The sequence below is a fragment of the Mesorhizobium sp. WSM4871 genome, from assembly GCF_055811295.1.
Genome location: NZ_JBVVPU010000010.1, coordinates 109,812 through 125,707 on the forward strand (window position 1 = coordinate 109,812; position 15,896 = coordinate 125,707).

Here is a 15,896-nt window from a genome sequence, read left to right on the forward strand (position 1 = left end):
GCTCACCCCCGTCCGTAGCGGCGGCCGATGCCGCCGAGCGCCACGGCGACGACGAGCAGGCAACCGGTGAACAGGAACTGGGTGAAGATCGGCGCGCCGATCATGGCCAGACCATTGTTGCCGACTGCGACCGTCAGCACGCCGATCAAGGTGCCCAAGATGTGAAACTGACCTTCCCTGAGCGCCGCCGAACCGAGGAAGGCGGCCGAGAACGAGGTCAGCATGAAGCCGTCGCCTGCTGTCACCTGGCCGGAGCCGAGATTTGAAGCCATCAGCACGCCGCCGATGGCGGCACAGGTGCTGGCGATGGCGAAGGCGACAATGCGGCTGCGATCGACTGCGACACCGGCGCGGCGCGCCGATTCCGGGCTGACGCCGATCGCCTTGATGTGCTGGCCCTGCACCGTCCGGTTGAGGATGACCCACAGCAGCGCCAGCACGACAGCCATGATGATGACCAGATGCGGCACCCCGGCGATGCGGCCGATGGCGATGTTGGTGAATTCCCGGCTCTGCGTGAGCTGCAGCGGAATACCACCGGAGTAGGCGTAGTTCAGCCCGACGACAATGGTCCCGGTGCCGAGCGTGGCGATGAAGGCGTTCACGCCGATCTTGGACACGACGATGCCGTTGACGATGCCGATCAGCGTGCCGAGGCCGACGACAAGGACGATGGCGAGCGGGATCGACAGGCCGCTGCTGCTCAATAACCCGACGACGAGCAGCCCGCAGAAACTCGCGACATAGCCGATGCTGAGGTCGAAATCGCCGGCCACCAGCGGTACGGTGAGGCCGGCCGCGACAATGGTGCCGATCGCCATGTCATTGATGATATTGCGAAAATTCCCGATCGTGGCGAAGGTCCCCGGTTGCAGCACCGAGAAGATCAGCAGCATCGAGCCCAGCACGATGATGGTGCCGTAGGTGCCGAGCAGGCGCATCAGCATGGCGCGCCGTTCGCGCGCGCCGGGTGACGGATATCCGGCTTGCGTTGGCGGCAAGGCGCGGGGCACCTCTGCCGGAGCGGAGGTTTCAGGCAGTGAATGGTCAGCTTGCATGGCGGCTCTCATGATCGGACTTCGATCTGGCCGGGCTGGCCCGGCCAGATCCGCAATCTGCAGGGCTTACTGCGGATTGTCCTTCATGAACTGGTCGACATTGTCCTTGGTGACGAGCGTGTAGCCTGGCACGAAGGATTTCGGCTGCCACTGGTCGCCGGCAGACAATATGTCGGGGATCTGGTCGACCAGCATCTTGCCGGCCGAGGTCAGGTCAACGCCGAGCGTGGCGGTCATCGTCCCGTCCTTGACCGCCTGCACGGCGGGCGCCGTGGCGTTGAAGGAATAGACCTTCACGTCGCTGCGGCCATTTTGCTTCAACGCGGCGATCGCGCCCATGGCATTGTCGTCATAGCAGTTGAAGATCGCGAACGGCCCCTTGGCGTTGGCATTGGCGGCAAGCCAGGCGCTGGTCGCGGCCTGCGAGGATTCGGCGGCACCCGGGATGCTGATCTCGTGCGAGGTCGTCTGGAGACCCGGATTGGCCTTGGCCGCAGCATCGAAGGCGTCGGCGCGCTCGCGGCACGGGATGCCGGGGTGATAGGTGAGATTAAGCAGGGTCCCTGTGTTGCCGATGTCCTTCAGCATCAATTCGAGCAGCGGCGGCGCGGCGCCCGTGCTTGCCGAAAGCGCGATGCCGTCGGCCATGCCGCCGCCGGCCGAAAGCACCGGGATCTTTGCATCCGCCGCCGCTTGCAGGCCGGCGGCGAGGCCGGTCGAATCGAACACCGTGACGATGATGGCGTTCACCTTCTTGGTCGCCAACTGCTTGATGCTGGTGATCGCCTGCGAAGGATCGCCATTGGCGTTGAGCGTTTCCACAGTCCAGCCCTTGGACTGGGCCTCGTTGGTCATGGTGTCGACCATCTGGTTGGTGTCGACATCGGACGTCGAGAAGGTGACGATGCCGATCGTCAGCTTGTCATCGGCGGCAAGTGCGGCCGGCGCAAAGGATGCCGCGACGAGCGCCGCGGTCGAGAATTTCTGAAAGCGGTTCACTGCATTCCCCTTTTTGACCGAGTGTTCCTGCCCACAACTTGACCTTCTCAGCCTCGGCTGAACGGTCGTCACAGATCGAACTGTTTGTTCGTGCGAGCCACGTACTAACTATAGCCATAAGCCTTGATCGGGAGCAACGGCTAATTTCGTCAGGGGTTGGGAAGAGGGCGGAGCGCGGCGGGCGTCGCGGAAAAGAGGACGTCAAAAAGGCGGATGTAGCACAAGGGCACAAAAAAAGCCGGGCGCGAGGCCCGGCTTTTTCGTGTCGTGGCTTGAACGACTTAGAACTTCATACCGACGCCGAAGGTGACGCGGTTGTCGGTCGACTTGACCTTGCCGATACCGTCGAAGTCCTTGCTGCCGAAATCGGTGTAGCGATATTCGACACGGCCGAACACATTGTCGGTGATCTTGATGTCGGTACCGAGACCGGCCGTCCAGCCGAGCATCGTATTGCTGTCGCTGAAGCCGGCGGCTTCGATCTTCTGGTCCCGGAGCGCGCCACCGGCGGTACCGTAGAGCAGGATCTCCGGAGTGACGGCGTAGCCGAGGCGGGCGCGCAGCGAGCCTTCGAAGCCGCCCTTCGATTCGATCCCGGCGCTTTCACCCTTGATGCCGGTATAGCCGAGATCGGCTTCAGCACCGTAGACGAAGTTCTCCTGCTGCCACTGATAGCCGCCGAAAACGCCGCCGACGAAGCCGTCGGTATCGACGTCGACGCCGACATCCTCAGCATCGGCATGGCCGCTGAAGCCGTAGCCGACGCTTACACCGGCATAGGGACCGGCCCACGAAGCGACGGGAAGTTCCGCGATCGGCGCGGGTGCCGGCGGCTCTTCCGAGACGACGTCCGCGGCGTAGGCGGTTCCACTGAGGGCGAAGAGCCCAAGCGCTACCGCCAGCGGTCGCGCGAATTTAAGATTGGCTTGCATTGTTCTTTACTCCTTAAGCCACAGGCACAGGCTTGCTTTCACAAACGCCCTCAACCCGTCCGGGGGGATAAACGGGTCTGGCGCTCTACGGTTCCAAATGTCGTGTCAAAATGCGGCTGAAGCGAACCTGAACTTGGGTCATTCCCCGGCACGAATGAGGCCGAACCTTGACGTTGCATCCGCGCAACAGACGGTGTCAGGAGGCTTTGCCATGCTGCGCTGCACACCGCTTGGTGCAAGGAGTCCAGCGCCCTATATTGCGGTCCGGCAGGCCGAGTCCCGGCCGGAGTCGAAAGGCCGGTCTGGCCGCTTTGCCACAATGCTGCCCAAGGTACGAACGGCATTTAACCCTTGGCCGGCCATATTTTGCCGGCGGGCTGAAATCGGAGCCCCGATTAAGGATTGACAGGATGAGCAAAGCCGCTGGAACGGCGCTGGTAACGGGCGGAGGCAAGCGGATCGGCAAGGCGATCGTCGAGGATCTCGCCGCAAACGGTTTTGCCGTGGCGATTCACTGCAACCGCTCGCGAGCCGAGGCTGAGGCGCTGGTGGAAAAGATCAAGGGCCAGAATGGCCGCGCCGCGGTGGTTGCCGCCGACCTGACCGACATGGAAGCGGTCGGCGACTTGGTGGGCCGCGCCGAAGCGGCACTCGGGCCGGTTACGCTGCTGGTCAACAACGCCTCGCTATTCGCGGACGATACGGTTCAGGATTTCGACTGGCTTGCCTGGGACCGGCACTTCGCCGTCCATGTCAAGGCGCCGGCGCTGCTGGCGCAGGCCTTCGCTCGCGCGCTGCCGCAAGGGCAGGAGGGACTGATCGTCAATATGATCGACCAGCGCGTCTGGCGGCCGACGCCGCGCTATTTCTCCTATGCGCTGTCGAAGTCGGCGCTGTGGACGCAGACCCAGATGCTGGCGCAGGCGCTGGGACCCCGCATCCGCGTCAACGCCATCGGTCCTGGTCCGACGTTGAAGAACATGCGCCAGGAAGACCATGATTTTGCCGCGCAGGTCGCCGGCCTGATCCTGAAGCGCGGCCCGGAATTGCCGGAATTCGGCGCCACCATCCGCTATCTCTGGGCGGCGCGCTCGGTCACCGGCCAGATGATAGCACTCGATGGCGGCCAGCATCTTGCATGGCAGACGCCCGATGTGACAGGCATGGTGGAATGAGTCCCATAGACCAAAAGCATAGACCGCGCAGCGGCGCCGCCGACGACCTGCCCCCGGAAATCGACCTCGAGGAAGAGGCTGCGGAGGGGATCGTCGCGCCTTCTGGCCCGGATGTGGCCTTCACCGCCATCGACTGGACGCCGCATGCCGGCGATGCCGACGGCATGGTCGGTGCCGAGGTCATCCAGACGCTGGTCAAGCGGCTGCCCAATGGGCCCGGCGTCTACCGCATGATGAACGCCGTCGGCGACGTGCTCTATGTCGGCAAGGCGCGCAGCCTGAAGAAGCGGGTGACCAACTACGCGCAGGGCCGTTTCCACACCAGCCGCATCGGCCGCATGGTGCGCGAGACGGCGACGATGGAATTCGTGGTCACCCGCACCGAGATCGAAGCGCTGCTGCTTGAAGCCAATCTTATCAAGCGCTTGCGGCCAAGATTCAATGTGCTGATGCGGGACGACAAGTCGTTCCCCTATATTCTGCTCACCGGCGACCATGTCTCGCCCGGCATCTACAAGCATCGCGGCGCGCGCTCGCGCAAGGGCGACTATTTCGGCCCCTTTGCTTCCGCGGGCGCCGTCGGCCGCACCATCAATTCGCTGCAGCGCGCTTTTCTGCTGAGGAGCTGCACCAACTCCTTCTATGAAAACCGCACCCGGCCCTGCCTGCTCTACCAGATCAAGCGCTGCGCCGGGCCATGCACCGGCGAGATCTCGCACACCGACTATGCCGAGCTGGTCGCCGAGGCCAAGGATTTTCTCTCTGGCCGCAGCCAGAAGGTGAAGACGGAAATCTCCGCCGCCATGCAGCAGGCCTCGGAAGACCTCGACTTCGAGCGTGCCGCCATCTATCGCGACCGGCTGGCGGCACTTTCACATGTGCAAAGCCATCAGGGCATCAACCCGCAAACTGTGGAAGAGGCGGACGTCTTCGCCATCCATCAGGAGGGCGGCCAGGTTTGCATCCAGGTGTTCTTCTTCCGCACCGGCCAGAACTGGGGCAATCGCGCCTATTTTCCCAAGGCCGATCCGGCGCTGGAGGGAGCCGAAGTGCTGGGTTCGTTCCTGGCGCAATTCTATGACGACAAGCCGACGCCGCGCGCCATACTGCTCTCGCACGCCGTCGAGGAGCAGGAGCTGCTGGCCGAGGCGCTTTCCACCCGCGCCGGCCGTAAAGTGTCGATCTCGGTGCCGCAGCGCGGCGAGAAGAAAGACCTCACCGACAATGCGCTGCAGAATGCCCGCGAGGCGCTCGGCCGCCGGCTGGCCGAGACGTCGACGCAGGCGCGGCTGCTTACCGGTTTTGCCGAGACTTTCGGCCTGGCAAAGCCGCCGGTGCGCATCGAGGTGTATGACAATTCGCACATCATGGGCACCAATGCCGTCGGCGCCATGGTCGTTGCCGGACCGGAAGGCTTTGTGAAGAACCAGTACCGGAAATTCAACATCCGCTCGACCGAGATCACGCCGGGCGACGATTTCGGCATGATGCGCGAAGTGATGGAGCGGCGGTTCTCCAGGTTGCTGAAGGAACATGGCGATACGCCGCAAAGCGCCGAGACCACGGGCGAGGCGGAGGACGACATCGAGGACGTCGGCGGCTTTCCGGCCTGGCCCGACGTCATCCTCATCGACGGCGGCCAGGGCCAGATGACGGCGGTGCGCAAGATCCTTGCCGATCTCGGTATCGAGGATCGCGTCGTGGCCATCGGCATCGCCAAGGGCCAGGACCGCGACGCCGGCCGCGAGCGCTTCTTCGTCAAGGGCAGGGACTCGTTTTCGCTGCCGGTGCGAGATCCCGTCCTCTACTTCGTCCAGCGGCTGCGCGACGAGGTCCACCGCTTTGCCATCGGCTCACACCGCGCCCGCCGCAAGAAGGAGATGGTCAAGAGCCCTCTCGACGAGATCAGCGGCATCGGTCCCGGCCGCAAGCGCGCGCTGCTCATGCATTTCGGCACCGCCAAGGCGGTCAGCCGGGCGGCGATGGAGGATCTGGTCAAGGTCGACGGCATTTCCGAGCAGGTGGCGAGGCTGGTTTACAATCATTTCCATGAGAAATGAAATTGCGTCGATGTACTGAGAAGATTCTGGTCGTTCGCCATCGTACCGAGCACTCCGCATCGATGTCATGGCAGGCGTTTTACAAGTCGCTGAATGACGGGGGCACCTTGAAGGTCGCATTGCAGCTGCTCATGCTGACGCAGTTGCGACGAAACGAGATTATCCCCCTTTCGTTGGGTGAGGTCGATCTGGCGGCCTGCACACTGAGGATAGGGCCGAGCGCATGAAGGCCGGCCGCGGCCACGTCGTTCCCCTATCGTCACAGGCACGCGCCCTGTTGAAGTCGCTGTCGAACGTCGGCAGAGGCATCTAGGTATTCTCAGGCGGTCCTAAAAGAGTCGCGACCGCAACACTGAACCTCCGGTTGTTCTTTATTACACTCTTAAGTAATCGGCCTTGTCGGCCTCCTGTATAATCACTTGGCGCCCACGTAAATTACATACAGGTGGTCGCATCATCCAATAGTCCCGGCCTAGTCTGGCGCAATCAATGGATCGCGCCAGTGGCCCGAAACGGCGGTGCTTCTCGTTCCGGCGCTGCTGTTTGCCAGCACCGCGACAGCGGCCCGGACGGGTTTGGTTTTCGCATCGGAATTATACTTCCGTCCCCGAAAGATGAAAAAGAACGGCGCCCCTGCCGGCGTGAAAGTGAAAGAGAGAGTCATGAAACGCACGAGATTGCTTTGCGCCACCGCCGCGGTGGTCCTGATTGGCTTGGGCACCGCTTCCGCCGAAGCGCCGAAGATGAAAATGACGACGCCGATACCGGATTCGATCGTTACGCCGGAGAGTGTGGACACCAGGCTTGGCAAGCTGAACTTTTTCGATGGCTTCCCGGATGATGCCACATCGGAGAAGATCTACGACAATCTCGATTTCATGCGCGGCGTCGAAACTTTTCTCAACGCCATGCCCGGCGCATCGGTTGAAGCCCTGCGGGTTGGATTGGCCAGCCAGGGCGCCGACAACAATCAGACCATTCTGATCTTCGAAAACCTGATGGATTCGCGTTCGTTGTTCCTCACCGGCAACACCGAAAGCATCTACAATCTGATGTGGCTGGACACCAAGGCGGGTCCGTTGGTCATCGAAACACCACCCAACATCTTGGGCATGATTGACAACCACTGGTTCGAATATGTCGGCGATGTCGGCAATGCCGGCCCGGACAAGGGCAAGGGTGGAAAATACCTGCTCTTGCCGCCGGGCTACGAGGGCGAGGTCCCCGAAGGTTATTTCGTATTGCGGACATCGACCTACGGAAACCTGTTCTTCTGGCGCGGCTTCCTCGAGAATGGCAGCACCGCGACTGCCGTCGAAAACACCAAGAAGTTCGCCAAGGTCCATCTTCTTTCGGACGCCGACAACCCGCCGCCGATGAAGATCATCAACACCTCGGGCAAGGAGTACAACACCATCCATGCCAATGACTTTCATTTCTACGAGGAAGTGAACAGCATCGTTCAATACGAGCCGAACGAGGCCTATCACCCGGAAGTGCTCGGACAGCTCGCCGCCATCGGCATCGAAAAGGGCAAACCCTTCGCACCCGACGAGCGGATGAAGAAGATCCTCACTGAAGCCGTCGCCGTCGGCAATGCGACGGCGCGCACCATCACCTTCAAGACCCGCATGAAGGACGCCTATTATTATCCGGACAGTGCCTGGTTCACCGGCTTTGTCGGCGGCAACTACGAGTTTCTTCTGCAGCCCGGCGTTCGCTATCTGGATGCCCGTGTCCTGTTCCACTACTATGCCACGGGTATCACGCCGGCCATGGCGATAAAGCGCGTCGGCATCGGCTCGCAATACGCCGGCGCCACCACAGACAAGGACGGCAAACCGTTCGATGGCGGCAAGACCTATAAGATCCACCTGCCACCAAACATTCCGGCAAAAGAATTCTGGTCGTTCGTTGCGTATGACAATCAAACGCGTTCGATGCTGCAGACGGACCAGCAATTCCCCAGCATCGGCAGCGACAAGAAAGACATTGTGATCAACGCGGACTCCTCGGTCGATGTCTGGTTCGGTCCGACAGCGCCGGAAGGCCATGAAGCCAACTGGGTCCAGACAGTTCCCGGCAAGGGTTGGAACGTCCTTCTTCGCCTCTATGGCCCGCTGGAGTCGTGGTTCGACAAGACCTGGAAGCCGGGCGAGTTCGAACTGGTCAAGTAGGATCACCAACGGCGACACCAACTGACGTGGCAGATCGGGATTTACGCGACCGATCTGCCACGACCGCAGCGTCAATGTATGGCCCGGTCCCAGCATTTTGGACGTCTAATATCTCGTTGCGAAGCCAGAACTGTCATTCCGCTATTGGTGCGGTCAGCGCGTCCACCATCGACCCTGCGATAGGGCACCCGCGGCGCGACTGGCCCCGCCGCGCCTGTGAGGGGACAGCGGGCGTGTTGACGGCAGGCGTGATCGGCGCATCATATTGACTTAGTTGCGCGATTTAATTGCGGATAAATATTCTCACGAGAGCTGATGGATTCGGCTATTTTTGGCTGGTCTATCAAAACTCGCCTGTTGACCCCCCACATTCGCTTCTGATTTGAGTACGCAGGCAGAAAGAGTTTCGAAAATATGGCCCAGCGCGCATTCAACCTGCCCAATATGCTCACCTACGCCCGCATCATAGCGGTGCCGCTGGTCGTGCTGTGCTTCTTTCTCGAAGGGCATCTGAAATCGAGCGACTTCGCCCGCTGGTCGGCGCTGATCATTTTTCTGCTGGCCTCGATCACCGACTATCTCGACGGCTATCTGGCGCGCGCCTGGCAGCAGACCTCCAATATCGGCAAGATGCTCGACCCGATCGCCGACAAGTTGCTTGTCGCCACCTGCCTGCTGCTGCTTGCCGCCGATACCGACCGCCATGCCGGCATCGCCGGCTGGTCGCTATGGGCGGCGATCATCATCCTGTGTCGCGAGATACTGGTCTCGGGCCTGCGTGAATATCTGGCGGCGCTGAAGGTCTCGGTGCCGGTGACGCAACTGGCAAAATGGAAGACCGCCATCCAGATGGTCGCCATCGCCTTCCTGCTGGCGGGACCTGCCGGCGACAAGATCTTCCCGCTGACCACGCAGACCGGCCTGGTGCTGCTGTGGATCGCCGCGCTTGTCACGCTCTACACCGGCTATGATTATTTCCGCGCCGGCCTCAAGCACATCATGGATGAGTAGCATGTCGACGAGACTCATCTATTTCGCCTGGGTGCGCGAGCGGATCGGCAAGCCGCAGGAGGATGTCGAACTGCCTGATGGCATCGAGACAGTCGCAGACCTCCTGCGCTGGCTGAAATCGCGCGGTGAGGAATACGAGCATGCGCTGCAATATCCCGATGTGATCCGCGTCGCCATCAACCAGGAACATGTCGAGCACCGTGAAAGCATAGCGGGCGCGCGCGAGATCGCGCTATTCCCGCCGATGACTGGTGGCTGAAATGCCGACCGCGGTCGTGCCTGTCGTGCGCATCCAGGCCGGCGATTTCGATATCGCCGCCGAGATCGCCCGGCTGACCGGGGGCCGTGCCGATATCGGCGCCGTGGTGACGTTCTCGGGCCTTTGCCGCGATGAGGCGGGCAGGCTTTCGGCACTCGAACTCGAGCATTACCCCGGCATGGCCGAGGCCGAGATCGCCCGTATCGCCGGCGAAGCAACCGAACGCTGGCCGCTGCAGGGGCTGACCGTCATCCACCGCCATGGCAAGGTCCGCCCCGGTGAGAACATCGTGCTGGTGGTCGCGGCTTCCGCGCATCGGCAGGCCGCATTCGAGGCGGCGAACTTCCTGATGGATTATCTGAAATCGCGCGCGCCTTTCTGGAAGAAGGAACACCGTGGCGACGGCTCGGAAGGCGGCTGGGTCGACGCCAAGGAGAGCGATGAGGTAGCCGCAAGCCGCTGGAAGGGGCCTACGCACGAATAGTGCTGCGCGGTTGTCACGGAACCACCGCAATCCTGCGAGACCTTCTGCCCGGTTTGGTGTGCCATGGGGAGCAGGATCGTGCTGGACAGGATCGCCGAATTCCTCATCTTCGGTTTCGTGCCGCTGATCGTCGGCATGCTGGCCGTTCCGGAGTTGTCCGTGGCTTCAGAGAAAGTCTTGAAGGGCGAAGTGCTGTATCGCGAGCGCATCGCGCTGCCGCCCAACGCCGTGCTCTCTGTCCAGCTTGCCGATGTCTCGCTGGCCGACGCGCCGGCCGCAATTCTCGGCGAACGCAAGGTGGCGCCGGCCGGCCAGGTGCCGATCAAATTCGAGATCAGCTTCGATCCCCAGGTGATACGGCCCAACATGACCTACGCGCTGCAGGCGCGCATCACTGTCGACGACCGGCTGCTGTTTGTCACCGACGCGCGTCATCAGGTCGATCCGCTCAGCGACGTGCCGCAGACCGTCATGCTGAAGATGGTGACGCCGAGCGACAGACCGGCCGCGGTGTTCGGGCAGAGCTAGCTTGTCGAATATATCGACGGCATCGGCGTGATTTCAGAACCGCAGGCGACGTTCAGGATCGGTGAGGACGGCAAGGCCGGCGGCAGCGGCCCCTTCACCGTCTACTTCGCCACCGCCAAGGTCGATGGCTCGGCGATCGCCGTCAGTGGCATCGGCTCGACCTTCAAGGCCTGCGCGCCCGATATCATGGCCGAAGAGAAAGCGCTGTTCGAGGCGCTGGCCAAGGCGGCGTCCTATCATGTCGATGCCGGCAAGCTCACCATCGCCGACAAGGACGGCCGAGATATTTTGCGGTTCAACGCCGCGAGCTAGCCGAATTCGATTCCGCGTCGCGTTCTGCCCCGAATCATGGAATCAATTCCGTCTAGCTTCCGCTAGATTGATCAGAACATATAGTGAACATAGCAAAATTGCTCGGAAAATCCCAGAGTCATAACCTGTGGAAAGTCAGTGGATATCGACAATTCACAACATAATGCTGGACAAAAAAATCAGTTGCCAGGCCACAGCATGTTGTGCCAGAAATATAAGAAGATGCTAGATATAGGTCGCTAACTAGTAGGTATCACCCACTATCTTGCGATTCGTCAACCGAAAAAATCGACCTTCTACTGTTATGTAGAAGCAGTGCAGATTGACGCAACGAAAGGGAAGGCGGATCATTCAAATCGTAGGAGTTGGGGTGGCTTGATCCGCTAAATCAAACCACCCCGAGAACAGTCAGGGGGTCTCGCCGCCCTTGTGTCCGTGTGCTTTCTCAAGCCTCGGCATGCTGTTCCCTTGTGCTCCAATTGTCAAGCTAGGCGGGAGAAAGGAGAATGGCTATGGCCGTAGGACGGACCGCAAAAACTGGCGAAATTTGCCCAGAAAGCGGCGTTTGGAAAGTTGTCAGCACACCGTCGACAACTGCGCCAATAGCTAAGGGCAATCGCATGCCACCATATGGTGATCGTGCGGTTACCTGGACGCTTATTCAGCTGGCGTAAGCCAGTTCAAAAAACAGAAGCCGGGGTTCTGCTCCGGCTTTTTTTGTTGATCAGCTAACCAAAATCCAGGCGCGGAGCGTGGACGGAATTCACGTCGGTGCCTGCGTGTCCAGAACCCGACACATGGGCGATGGGCGGCGGTGTCTGGTGCAACAAGATCGTATTCAAGTATAGAGAGCCCTATCAACTTGGCGCCGGCCCGAACACCGCTCCATAGTGATAGGGCGGCACCTCGACCAGTTCCGCAAGTTTCAGGCCGCCTGCCTCGGCATCGGCGATGGTCCGTTCCGGTGACAGCCTCAGTTCGGTTCTCGGCCCGCGCGGCTCGTCCAGCACCGTGGTTGTCTCGCGCGGCCGCTGGTGCCAGTTGACGATGGCAAAGCGCCCCGCCGGACCAAGCATCGCGCCCACGGCGCGCGCCAGCCGTGGCCGGTCAGGTACGCCATGGAAGGCATTGGCCATGAAGACGAAGTCGACCCGTCGAGATACCAGACTGGCGAGTTCGTAGGCGTTGCCGGCGATGAATTCGCAGTTGGTCGCGCCGGCGTCGATCAGCCGGCGCCGGGCGATCTCGAGCAGACCGGCGTCGATATCAATGGCGATAACGCGGCGGGCTACCCTGGCGATCGGCAGGGTGAACCAGCCGTCGCCGCAGCAGAGATCGACCACATCCATGCCTGGCGTCAGCCCGATTGCAGAGAGCACGCCTGCGGGGTCGGGCCACAGCGCTTCCCACCAGCCGCTGTTTGGCATCTCCGTGCCCTGGAAGAAGCCGGGAATGGCGCTGGTCATGGTCAGGTTGGTTCCACCTTGTGTCCCAACCTACCTTATCGTAGCCGAGACCCCAGCGGGAGTGCGGGATGGTTCGGCATTCCAATAAAAAGGCCGACGAAACGGCCGGCCTTTCGATCGGATTTGGCGATGCCGGCTCAGCCGACGATCTCGGTGTCCGAGAACCAGTATTTGATCTCTTGCGCGGCGGTTTCCGGCGCGTCGGAGCCGTGCACGGAATTCTCGCCGATGGACAGCGCATGCACCTTGCGGATGGTGCCTTCGGCGGCATTGGCGGGATTGGTGGCGCCCATCACTTCACGGTTCCTGGCGATGGCGTTCTCCCCTTGCAGAACCTGCACGATGGTTGGTGCGGACGACATGAATTCCACCAGTTCGCCGAAGAACGGACGGTCCTTGTGGACGGCATAGAAGCCTTCGGCTTCGCGGCGGCTCATCCACACCCGGCGCGAGGCGATGACGCGCAGGCCGGCATCTTCCAGCATCTTGGTGATGGCGCCGGTAAGATTGCGCCGCGTCGCGTCCGGCTTGATCATGGAAAAGGTGCGTTCGAGCGCCATGCGATGGTCCTTGTGATGAGAAATGGAACTTGAGGTGGCGGGCTCTATACAAGTCGCCCGGCCCATTGCCAAGGCCCGCGGCGTTGACTCGCGCCGGTAGTGGTCAGCGCACCATGATGATGGGAGGACGCCGGACCTCCCATCCCTCTCGTTCCAGTTCGGGCACGTTGTGCTGCTGCGAGGGGTAACCGAGGCAGAAGTAGCCGATCAGTGTCCATTGCGGCGGCGTGTCGAGGATCCTCGCCATCTCGACCGGATCGAGGATCGAGACCCAGCCCATGCCTATGCCCTCGGCGCGCGCCGCCAGCCACAGCGTGTGGACCGCCATCACCGCCGAGTACTCGATGGTGGCGGGCATCGTCATGCGGCCGAGCCCGTGCCCTTGCCCGGTTGCGTGATCGGCAAAAACCGCGAACTGGCAAGGCGCCTCATTCAGGCCGGCGAGCTTCAGGCGGGCATAGAGCGCGGCGCGTTCGCCGCAGAACGATGCCAATGCCTGCGCATTGCAGCGTTCAAAGCAGGCTTTGACGGCCTCACGGCGCTCCGGGCTCTCGACCACGACAAAGCGCCAGGGTTGGCTCAGCCCGACGGAGGGCGCAAGGCTGGCGAGGTCGAGCAGCCGCTCCAGCGCACCTTCCGGAAGCGGCGTCGGTTCAAACCGCCTGACATCCCGGCGCCACAGGAAGAGATCGACCAGCGCGGCGCGAAAATCGTCGGGGAATTGCGGACCTGGCGTCAATGCGTCGCTGCCTTTGTAGGGGAGTAGGGAGTAAGGCAGTAAGGAAAAGTCACCACGGCGCGCATACCTACTGCCTTACTGCCCTATGCCGCCGCCGCCACCTTGCGGCCGAGGCCGTCATGCAGGTCGAGGCAGCGCTCGAACCACTGCGCCACGAGGTCGCTGTCGTCGAGCAGGCGGTAGGGCGTAGCGATACGCGCCCATTGCAGTGCGCCGAAGACGATATAGTCGCCAAACAGCGGCGACTGCCCGCCGATGAAAGGCTGGTAGGCGAGCATCGAGCGCAGCGGCTCCAGCGAGGCACGGAAGGCGGCCAGCCCGGCGTCGCGCACCGCCTCGACCTCTTCCAGCCTCTTGCCGAAACGCTGCTCGCGATTGCTTCGGAAATAGGCGGCGTTCGCCTCGTCCTGCATGGCGTGCAGGTCCATTATCGCCGCTGACGTGACATAGGGATGGATGGTCAATTGCGACCAGCGTTCGATGAAGCGTGCCATCGCCTTGCCGCCGTCTCCGGCAAACAATGTCGGCCGCTCGGGATAGGCATCGTCGAGATAGAGCGCGATGGCGAAGGAATCGGCGACGACACGATCGCCGTCACGGATCACCGGAACGGTCTTCGAGACGCCGCCTTCGACGGCAGGCACTTCGAGAAAGCGCGTCGGCACGCTTGATATGTCGAGCCCCTTGTGGGCAAGCGCCATCGCCGCCTTCCAGCAATGCGGGCTGAACGGACGCGCGGTATCGCGTCCGACGAGGTCATAGAGCAGAATGGTCATTGGCGGCGGCGTCCTTGCGGTCTAGTTAGGCAGGCGAAACGAGATTTCGAGAGAAAGATGAAGCAGCATTTCATGATGTTTGCGGCCTACAATCAATGGGCCAATGGCCGCATCTACGATGCCGCGGACGACCTGACCGATGAGGAGTTCAACCGCGACGTCGGCACCTTCTTCGGATCGATGATGCGAACGCTCAACCATCTGCTCACCGCCGATCGCATCTGGATGAAGCGCTTCACCGGCGAGGGCGACGCGCCGACCAGTCTCGACGCCGTCCTGCACCGGGCCTTGCCCGTGTTGCGCATGGCGCGCGAGGCCGAGGACAAGCGCATCATCGACTGGGTCGGGGCCTTGAGCGAGAAGGCGCTGACCGGCCGCTTCACCTACATGACCGTCTCCGACATGCGCACCGTCTCGCAGCGGCTGGCGCCGGCGCTGGATCATGTCTTCAACCACCAGACCCATCACCGCGGCCAGGCGCATGCGATCCTGACCATTCTGGGCCGCCCGAGCCTGGGATTGGACTTGATGCTGTTCCAGCGCAGCGAGGAGGGCAGGGCCTTCGCCTGATTTCTGGGCGGAACGCAACGGGCGTCCCCCAAGAGACGAACGATGGGGTGATTGGCCAGATTGCAAAACGCGCCCAAACATCATATTCAGCGCGCGGCCTTGAGGGTGGCCGCCCTGCAGCAACAGCGAAAGTTGGCACGCATGACCAATGAACCCTTGCGCCTCGTGGCATTCCTCGCCGTGGTTCTGGCGCTTCTCAATTCCGGATACCACTTCCATCAGGGTGACGTCGTGGCGACCCTGTATTTCATGGTCGGTGCCATTCTCGTGACCGCGGTGACCCGACTGAGCGTCAGCAGGCGCCTGATCTAGCGCCCGCATCAACCAGCGCTCCGGAACGCAGCCTAAACCTGAGACTTGGTTGCCTGATGTCAGGTGGCGTAGCCGCCAAAGCCGTGCGCGACCGGCTTGACCGAGACGGCCGGCTGGACGGGCGGCCACAGGATACCGGCCGTCACCGCAAAGGTGATCAGTGCATCGCGCGCCGCCTCAGCCGAGATTTCGCCGGCGCGTGCCGCTTCGCAGGCCTTCACCGCCGCGCCATAACTCAGCCGGCGCCGCGATGGCGGAAACTCGGTCAGGAACTCATGCATGTCGAACAGCGACGCGATCATGCGCTTGTGACCAGCGCCGACGGTGACGGCAACCGGGGTGAAGAACATCCTGTCGTGCATACGGGCCTCTCGATTTGGGCGGAGATGACGGCGAACGCCGCTCTTCCGGCTGGGGATCGGACGCCCAGAAACGCGGATGGCCTTTCTAGGTTCCATGTCGCCGGAATGGGATTGTC

The 15,896-nt window shown here is 61.9% G+C and carries 18 protein-coding genes; 10 read left to right on the forward strand and 8 right to left on the reverse strand.

Annotated elements, in window-relative coordinates:
• Positions 1-2 precede the first annotated feature (2 nt).
• From AC0L2H_RS21085 to AC0L2H_RS21095, 3 genes are all read right to left on the reverse strand, one after another.
• Positions 3-1,058: an ABC transporter permease gene (locus tag AC0L2H_RS21085; RefSeq protein ID WP_473592013.1), complete on the reverse strand. Its 1,056-nt coding sequence runs from the start codon at positions 1,056-1,058 to the stop codon at positions 3-5.
• A 66-nt stretch (positions 1,059-1,124) separates the two neighbouring features.
• Positions 1,125-2,057, reverse strand: coding sequence for a sugar ABC transporter substrate-binding protein (locus tag AC0L2H_RS21090; RefSeq protein ID WP_473592014.1), 933 nt, complete (start codon positions 2,055-2,057; stop codon positions 1,125-1,127).
• Between the two features lie 281 nt (positions 2,058-2,338).
• A complete protein-coding gene (locus tag AC0L2H_RS21095) occupies positions 2,339-2,989 on the reverse strand; it encodes an outer membrane protein (protein WP_473592015.1) in 651 nt (216 codons plus the stop codon).
• Between the two features lie 410 nt (positions 2,990-3,399).
• Here AC0L2H_RS21095 and AC0L2H_RS21100 point away from each other — a divergent pair, with 410 nt between their 5' ends.
• From AC0L2H_RS21100 to AC0L2H_RS21135, 8 genes are all read left to right on the forward strand, one after another.
• Positions 3,400-4,164, forward strand: coding sequence for an SDR family oxidoreductase (locus tag AC0L2H_RS21100; protein WP_473592016.1), 765 nt, complete (start codon positions 3,400-3,402; stop codon positions 4,162-4,164).
• On the forward strand, positions 4,161-6,224 hold the full coding sequence (uvrC, locus tag AC0L2H_RS21105) for an excinuclease ABC subunit UvrC (protein WP_473592017.1): 2,064 nt from the start codon (positions 4,161-4,163) through the stop codon (positions 6,222-6,224). Before AC0L2H_RS21100 ends, uvrC begins: the two co-directional genes overlap by 4 nt.
• A gap of 662 nt (positions 6,225-6,886) precedes the next feature.
• The gene (locus AC0L2H_RS21110) at positions 6,887-8,401 is read left to right on the forward strand and encodes a DUF1254 domain-containing protein (RefSeq protein WP_473592018.1); all 1,515 of its coding nucleotides are present in this window, start codon (positions 6,887-6,889) and stop codon (positions 8,399-8,401) included.
• Positions 8,402-8,815: 414 nt separating this feature from the next.
• Positions 8,816-9,412: a CDP-diacylglycerol--glycerol-3-phosphate 3-phosphatidyltransferase gene (pgsA, locus tag AC0L2H_RS21115; RefSeq protein ID WP_097573323.1), complete on the forward strand. Its 597-nt coding sequence runs from the start codon at positions 8,816-8,818 to the stop codon at positions 9,410-9,412.
• A 1-nt stretch (position 9,413) separates the two neighbouring features.
• Entirely contained in the window at positions 9,414-9,671 is a 258-nt protein-coding gene (gene moaD, locus AC0L2H_RS21120; RefSeq protein ID WP_473592019.1) for a molybdopterin converting factor subunit 1, read from the forward strand.
• A 1-nt stretch (position 9,672) separates the two neighbouring features.
• Positions 9,673-10,155 carry a molybdenum cofactor biosynthesis protein MoaE gene (locus AC0L2H_RS21125; RefSeq protein ID WP_473592020.1) on the forward strand — a complete coding sequence of 161 codons (483 nt, stop codon included), beginning with the start codon at positions 9,673-9,675 and terminating at the stop codon, positions 10,153-10,155.
• Between the two features lie 78 nt (positions 10,156-10,233).
• The gene (locus tag AC0L2H_RS21130) at positions 10,234-10,683 is read left to right on the forward strand and encodes a YbaY family lipoprotein (RefSeq protein ID WP_473592021.1); all 450 of its coding nucleotides are present in this window, start codon (positions 10,234-10,236) and stop codon (positions 10,681-10,683) included.
• 12 nt (positions 10,684-10,695) lie between these two features.
• Positions 10,696-10,995, forward strand: coding sequence for an META domain-containing protein (locus AC0L2H_RS21135; protein WP_473592182.1), 300 nt, complete (start codon positions 10,696-10,698; stop codon positions 10,993-10,995).
• An 857-nt stretch (positions 10,996-11,852) separates the two neighbouring features.
• Here the strand turns inward: AC0L2H_RS21135 and AC0L2H_RS21140 are convergent.
• The 4 genes from AC0L2H_RS21140 to AC0L2H_RS21155 all read right to left on the reverse strand — a co-directional run bounded on the left by AC0L2H_RS21140 (position 11,853) and on the right by AC0L2H_RS21155 (position 14,536).
• A complete protein-coding gene (locus tag AC0L2H_RS21140) occupies positions 11,853-12,461 on the reverse strand; it encodes a class I SAM-dependent methyltransferase (RefSeq protein WP_473592022.1) in 609 nt (202 codons plus the stop codon).
• Positions 12,462-12,598: 137 nt separating this feature from the next.
• Positions 12,599-13,021, reverse strand: a complete 423-nt coding sequence (gene ndk / locus AC0L2H_RS21145; protein WP_473592023.1) for a nucleoside-diphosphate kinase — start codon at positions 13,019-13,021, stop codon at positions 12,599-12,601.
• A 103-nt stretch (positions 13,022-13,124) separates the two neighbouring features.
• On the reverse strand, positions 13,125-13,760 hold the full coding sequence (bluB, locus tag AC0L2H_RS21150) for a 5,6-dimethylbenzimidazole synthase (protein WP_473592024.1): 636 nt from the start codon (positions 13,758-13,760) through the stop codon (positions 13,125-13,127).
• A gap of 83 nt (positions 13,761-13,843) precedes the next feature.
• Positions 13,844-14,536: a glutathione S-transferase family protein gene (locus AC0L2H_RS21155; RefSeq protein ID WP_473592025.1), complete on the reverse strand. Its 693-nt coding sequence runs from the start codon at positions 14,534-14,536 to the stop codon at positions 13,844-13,846.
• Positions 14,537-14,593: 57 nt separating this feature from the next.
• Between AC0L2H_RS21155 and AC0L2H_RS21160 the strand changes: the two genes are divergently transcribed.
• Positions 14,594-15,106: a DinB family protein gene (locus AC0L2H_RS21160; protein ID WP_473592026.1), complete on the forward strand. Its 513-nt coding sequence runs from the start codon at positions 14,594-14,596 to the stop codon at positions 15,104-15,106.
• Positions 15,107-15,157: 51 nt separating this feature from the next.
• Positions 15,158-15,418: a hypothetical protein gene (locus AC0L2H_RS21165; protein WP_473592027.1), complete on the forward strand. Its 261-nt coding sequence runs from the start codon at positions 15,158-15,160 to the stop codon at positions 15,416-15,418.
• A 59-nt stretch (positions 15,419-15,477) separates the two neighbouring features.
• Here AC0L2H_RS21165 and AC0L2H_RS21170 read toward each other — a convergent pair whose 3' ends face one another.
• Positions 15,478-15,780, reverse strand: a complete 303-nt coding sequence (locus AC0L2H_RS21170; protein ID WP_473592028.1) for a DUF982 domain-containing protein — start codon at positions 15,778-15,780, stop codon at positions 15,478-15,480.
• Between the last annotated feature and the right edge of the window lie 116 nt (positions 15,781-15,896).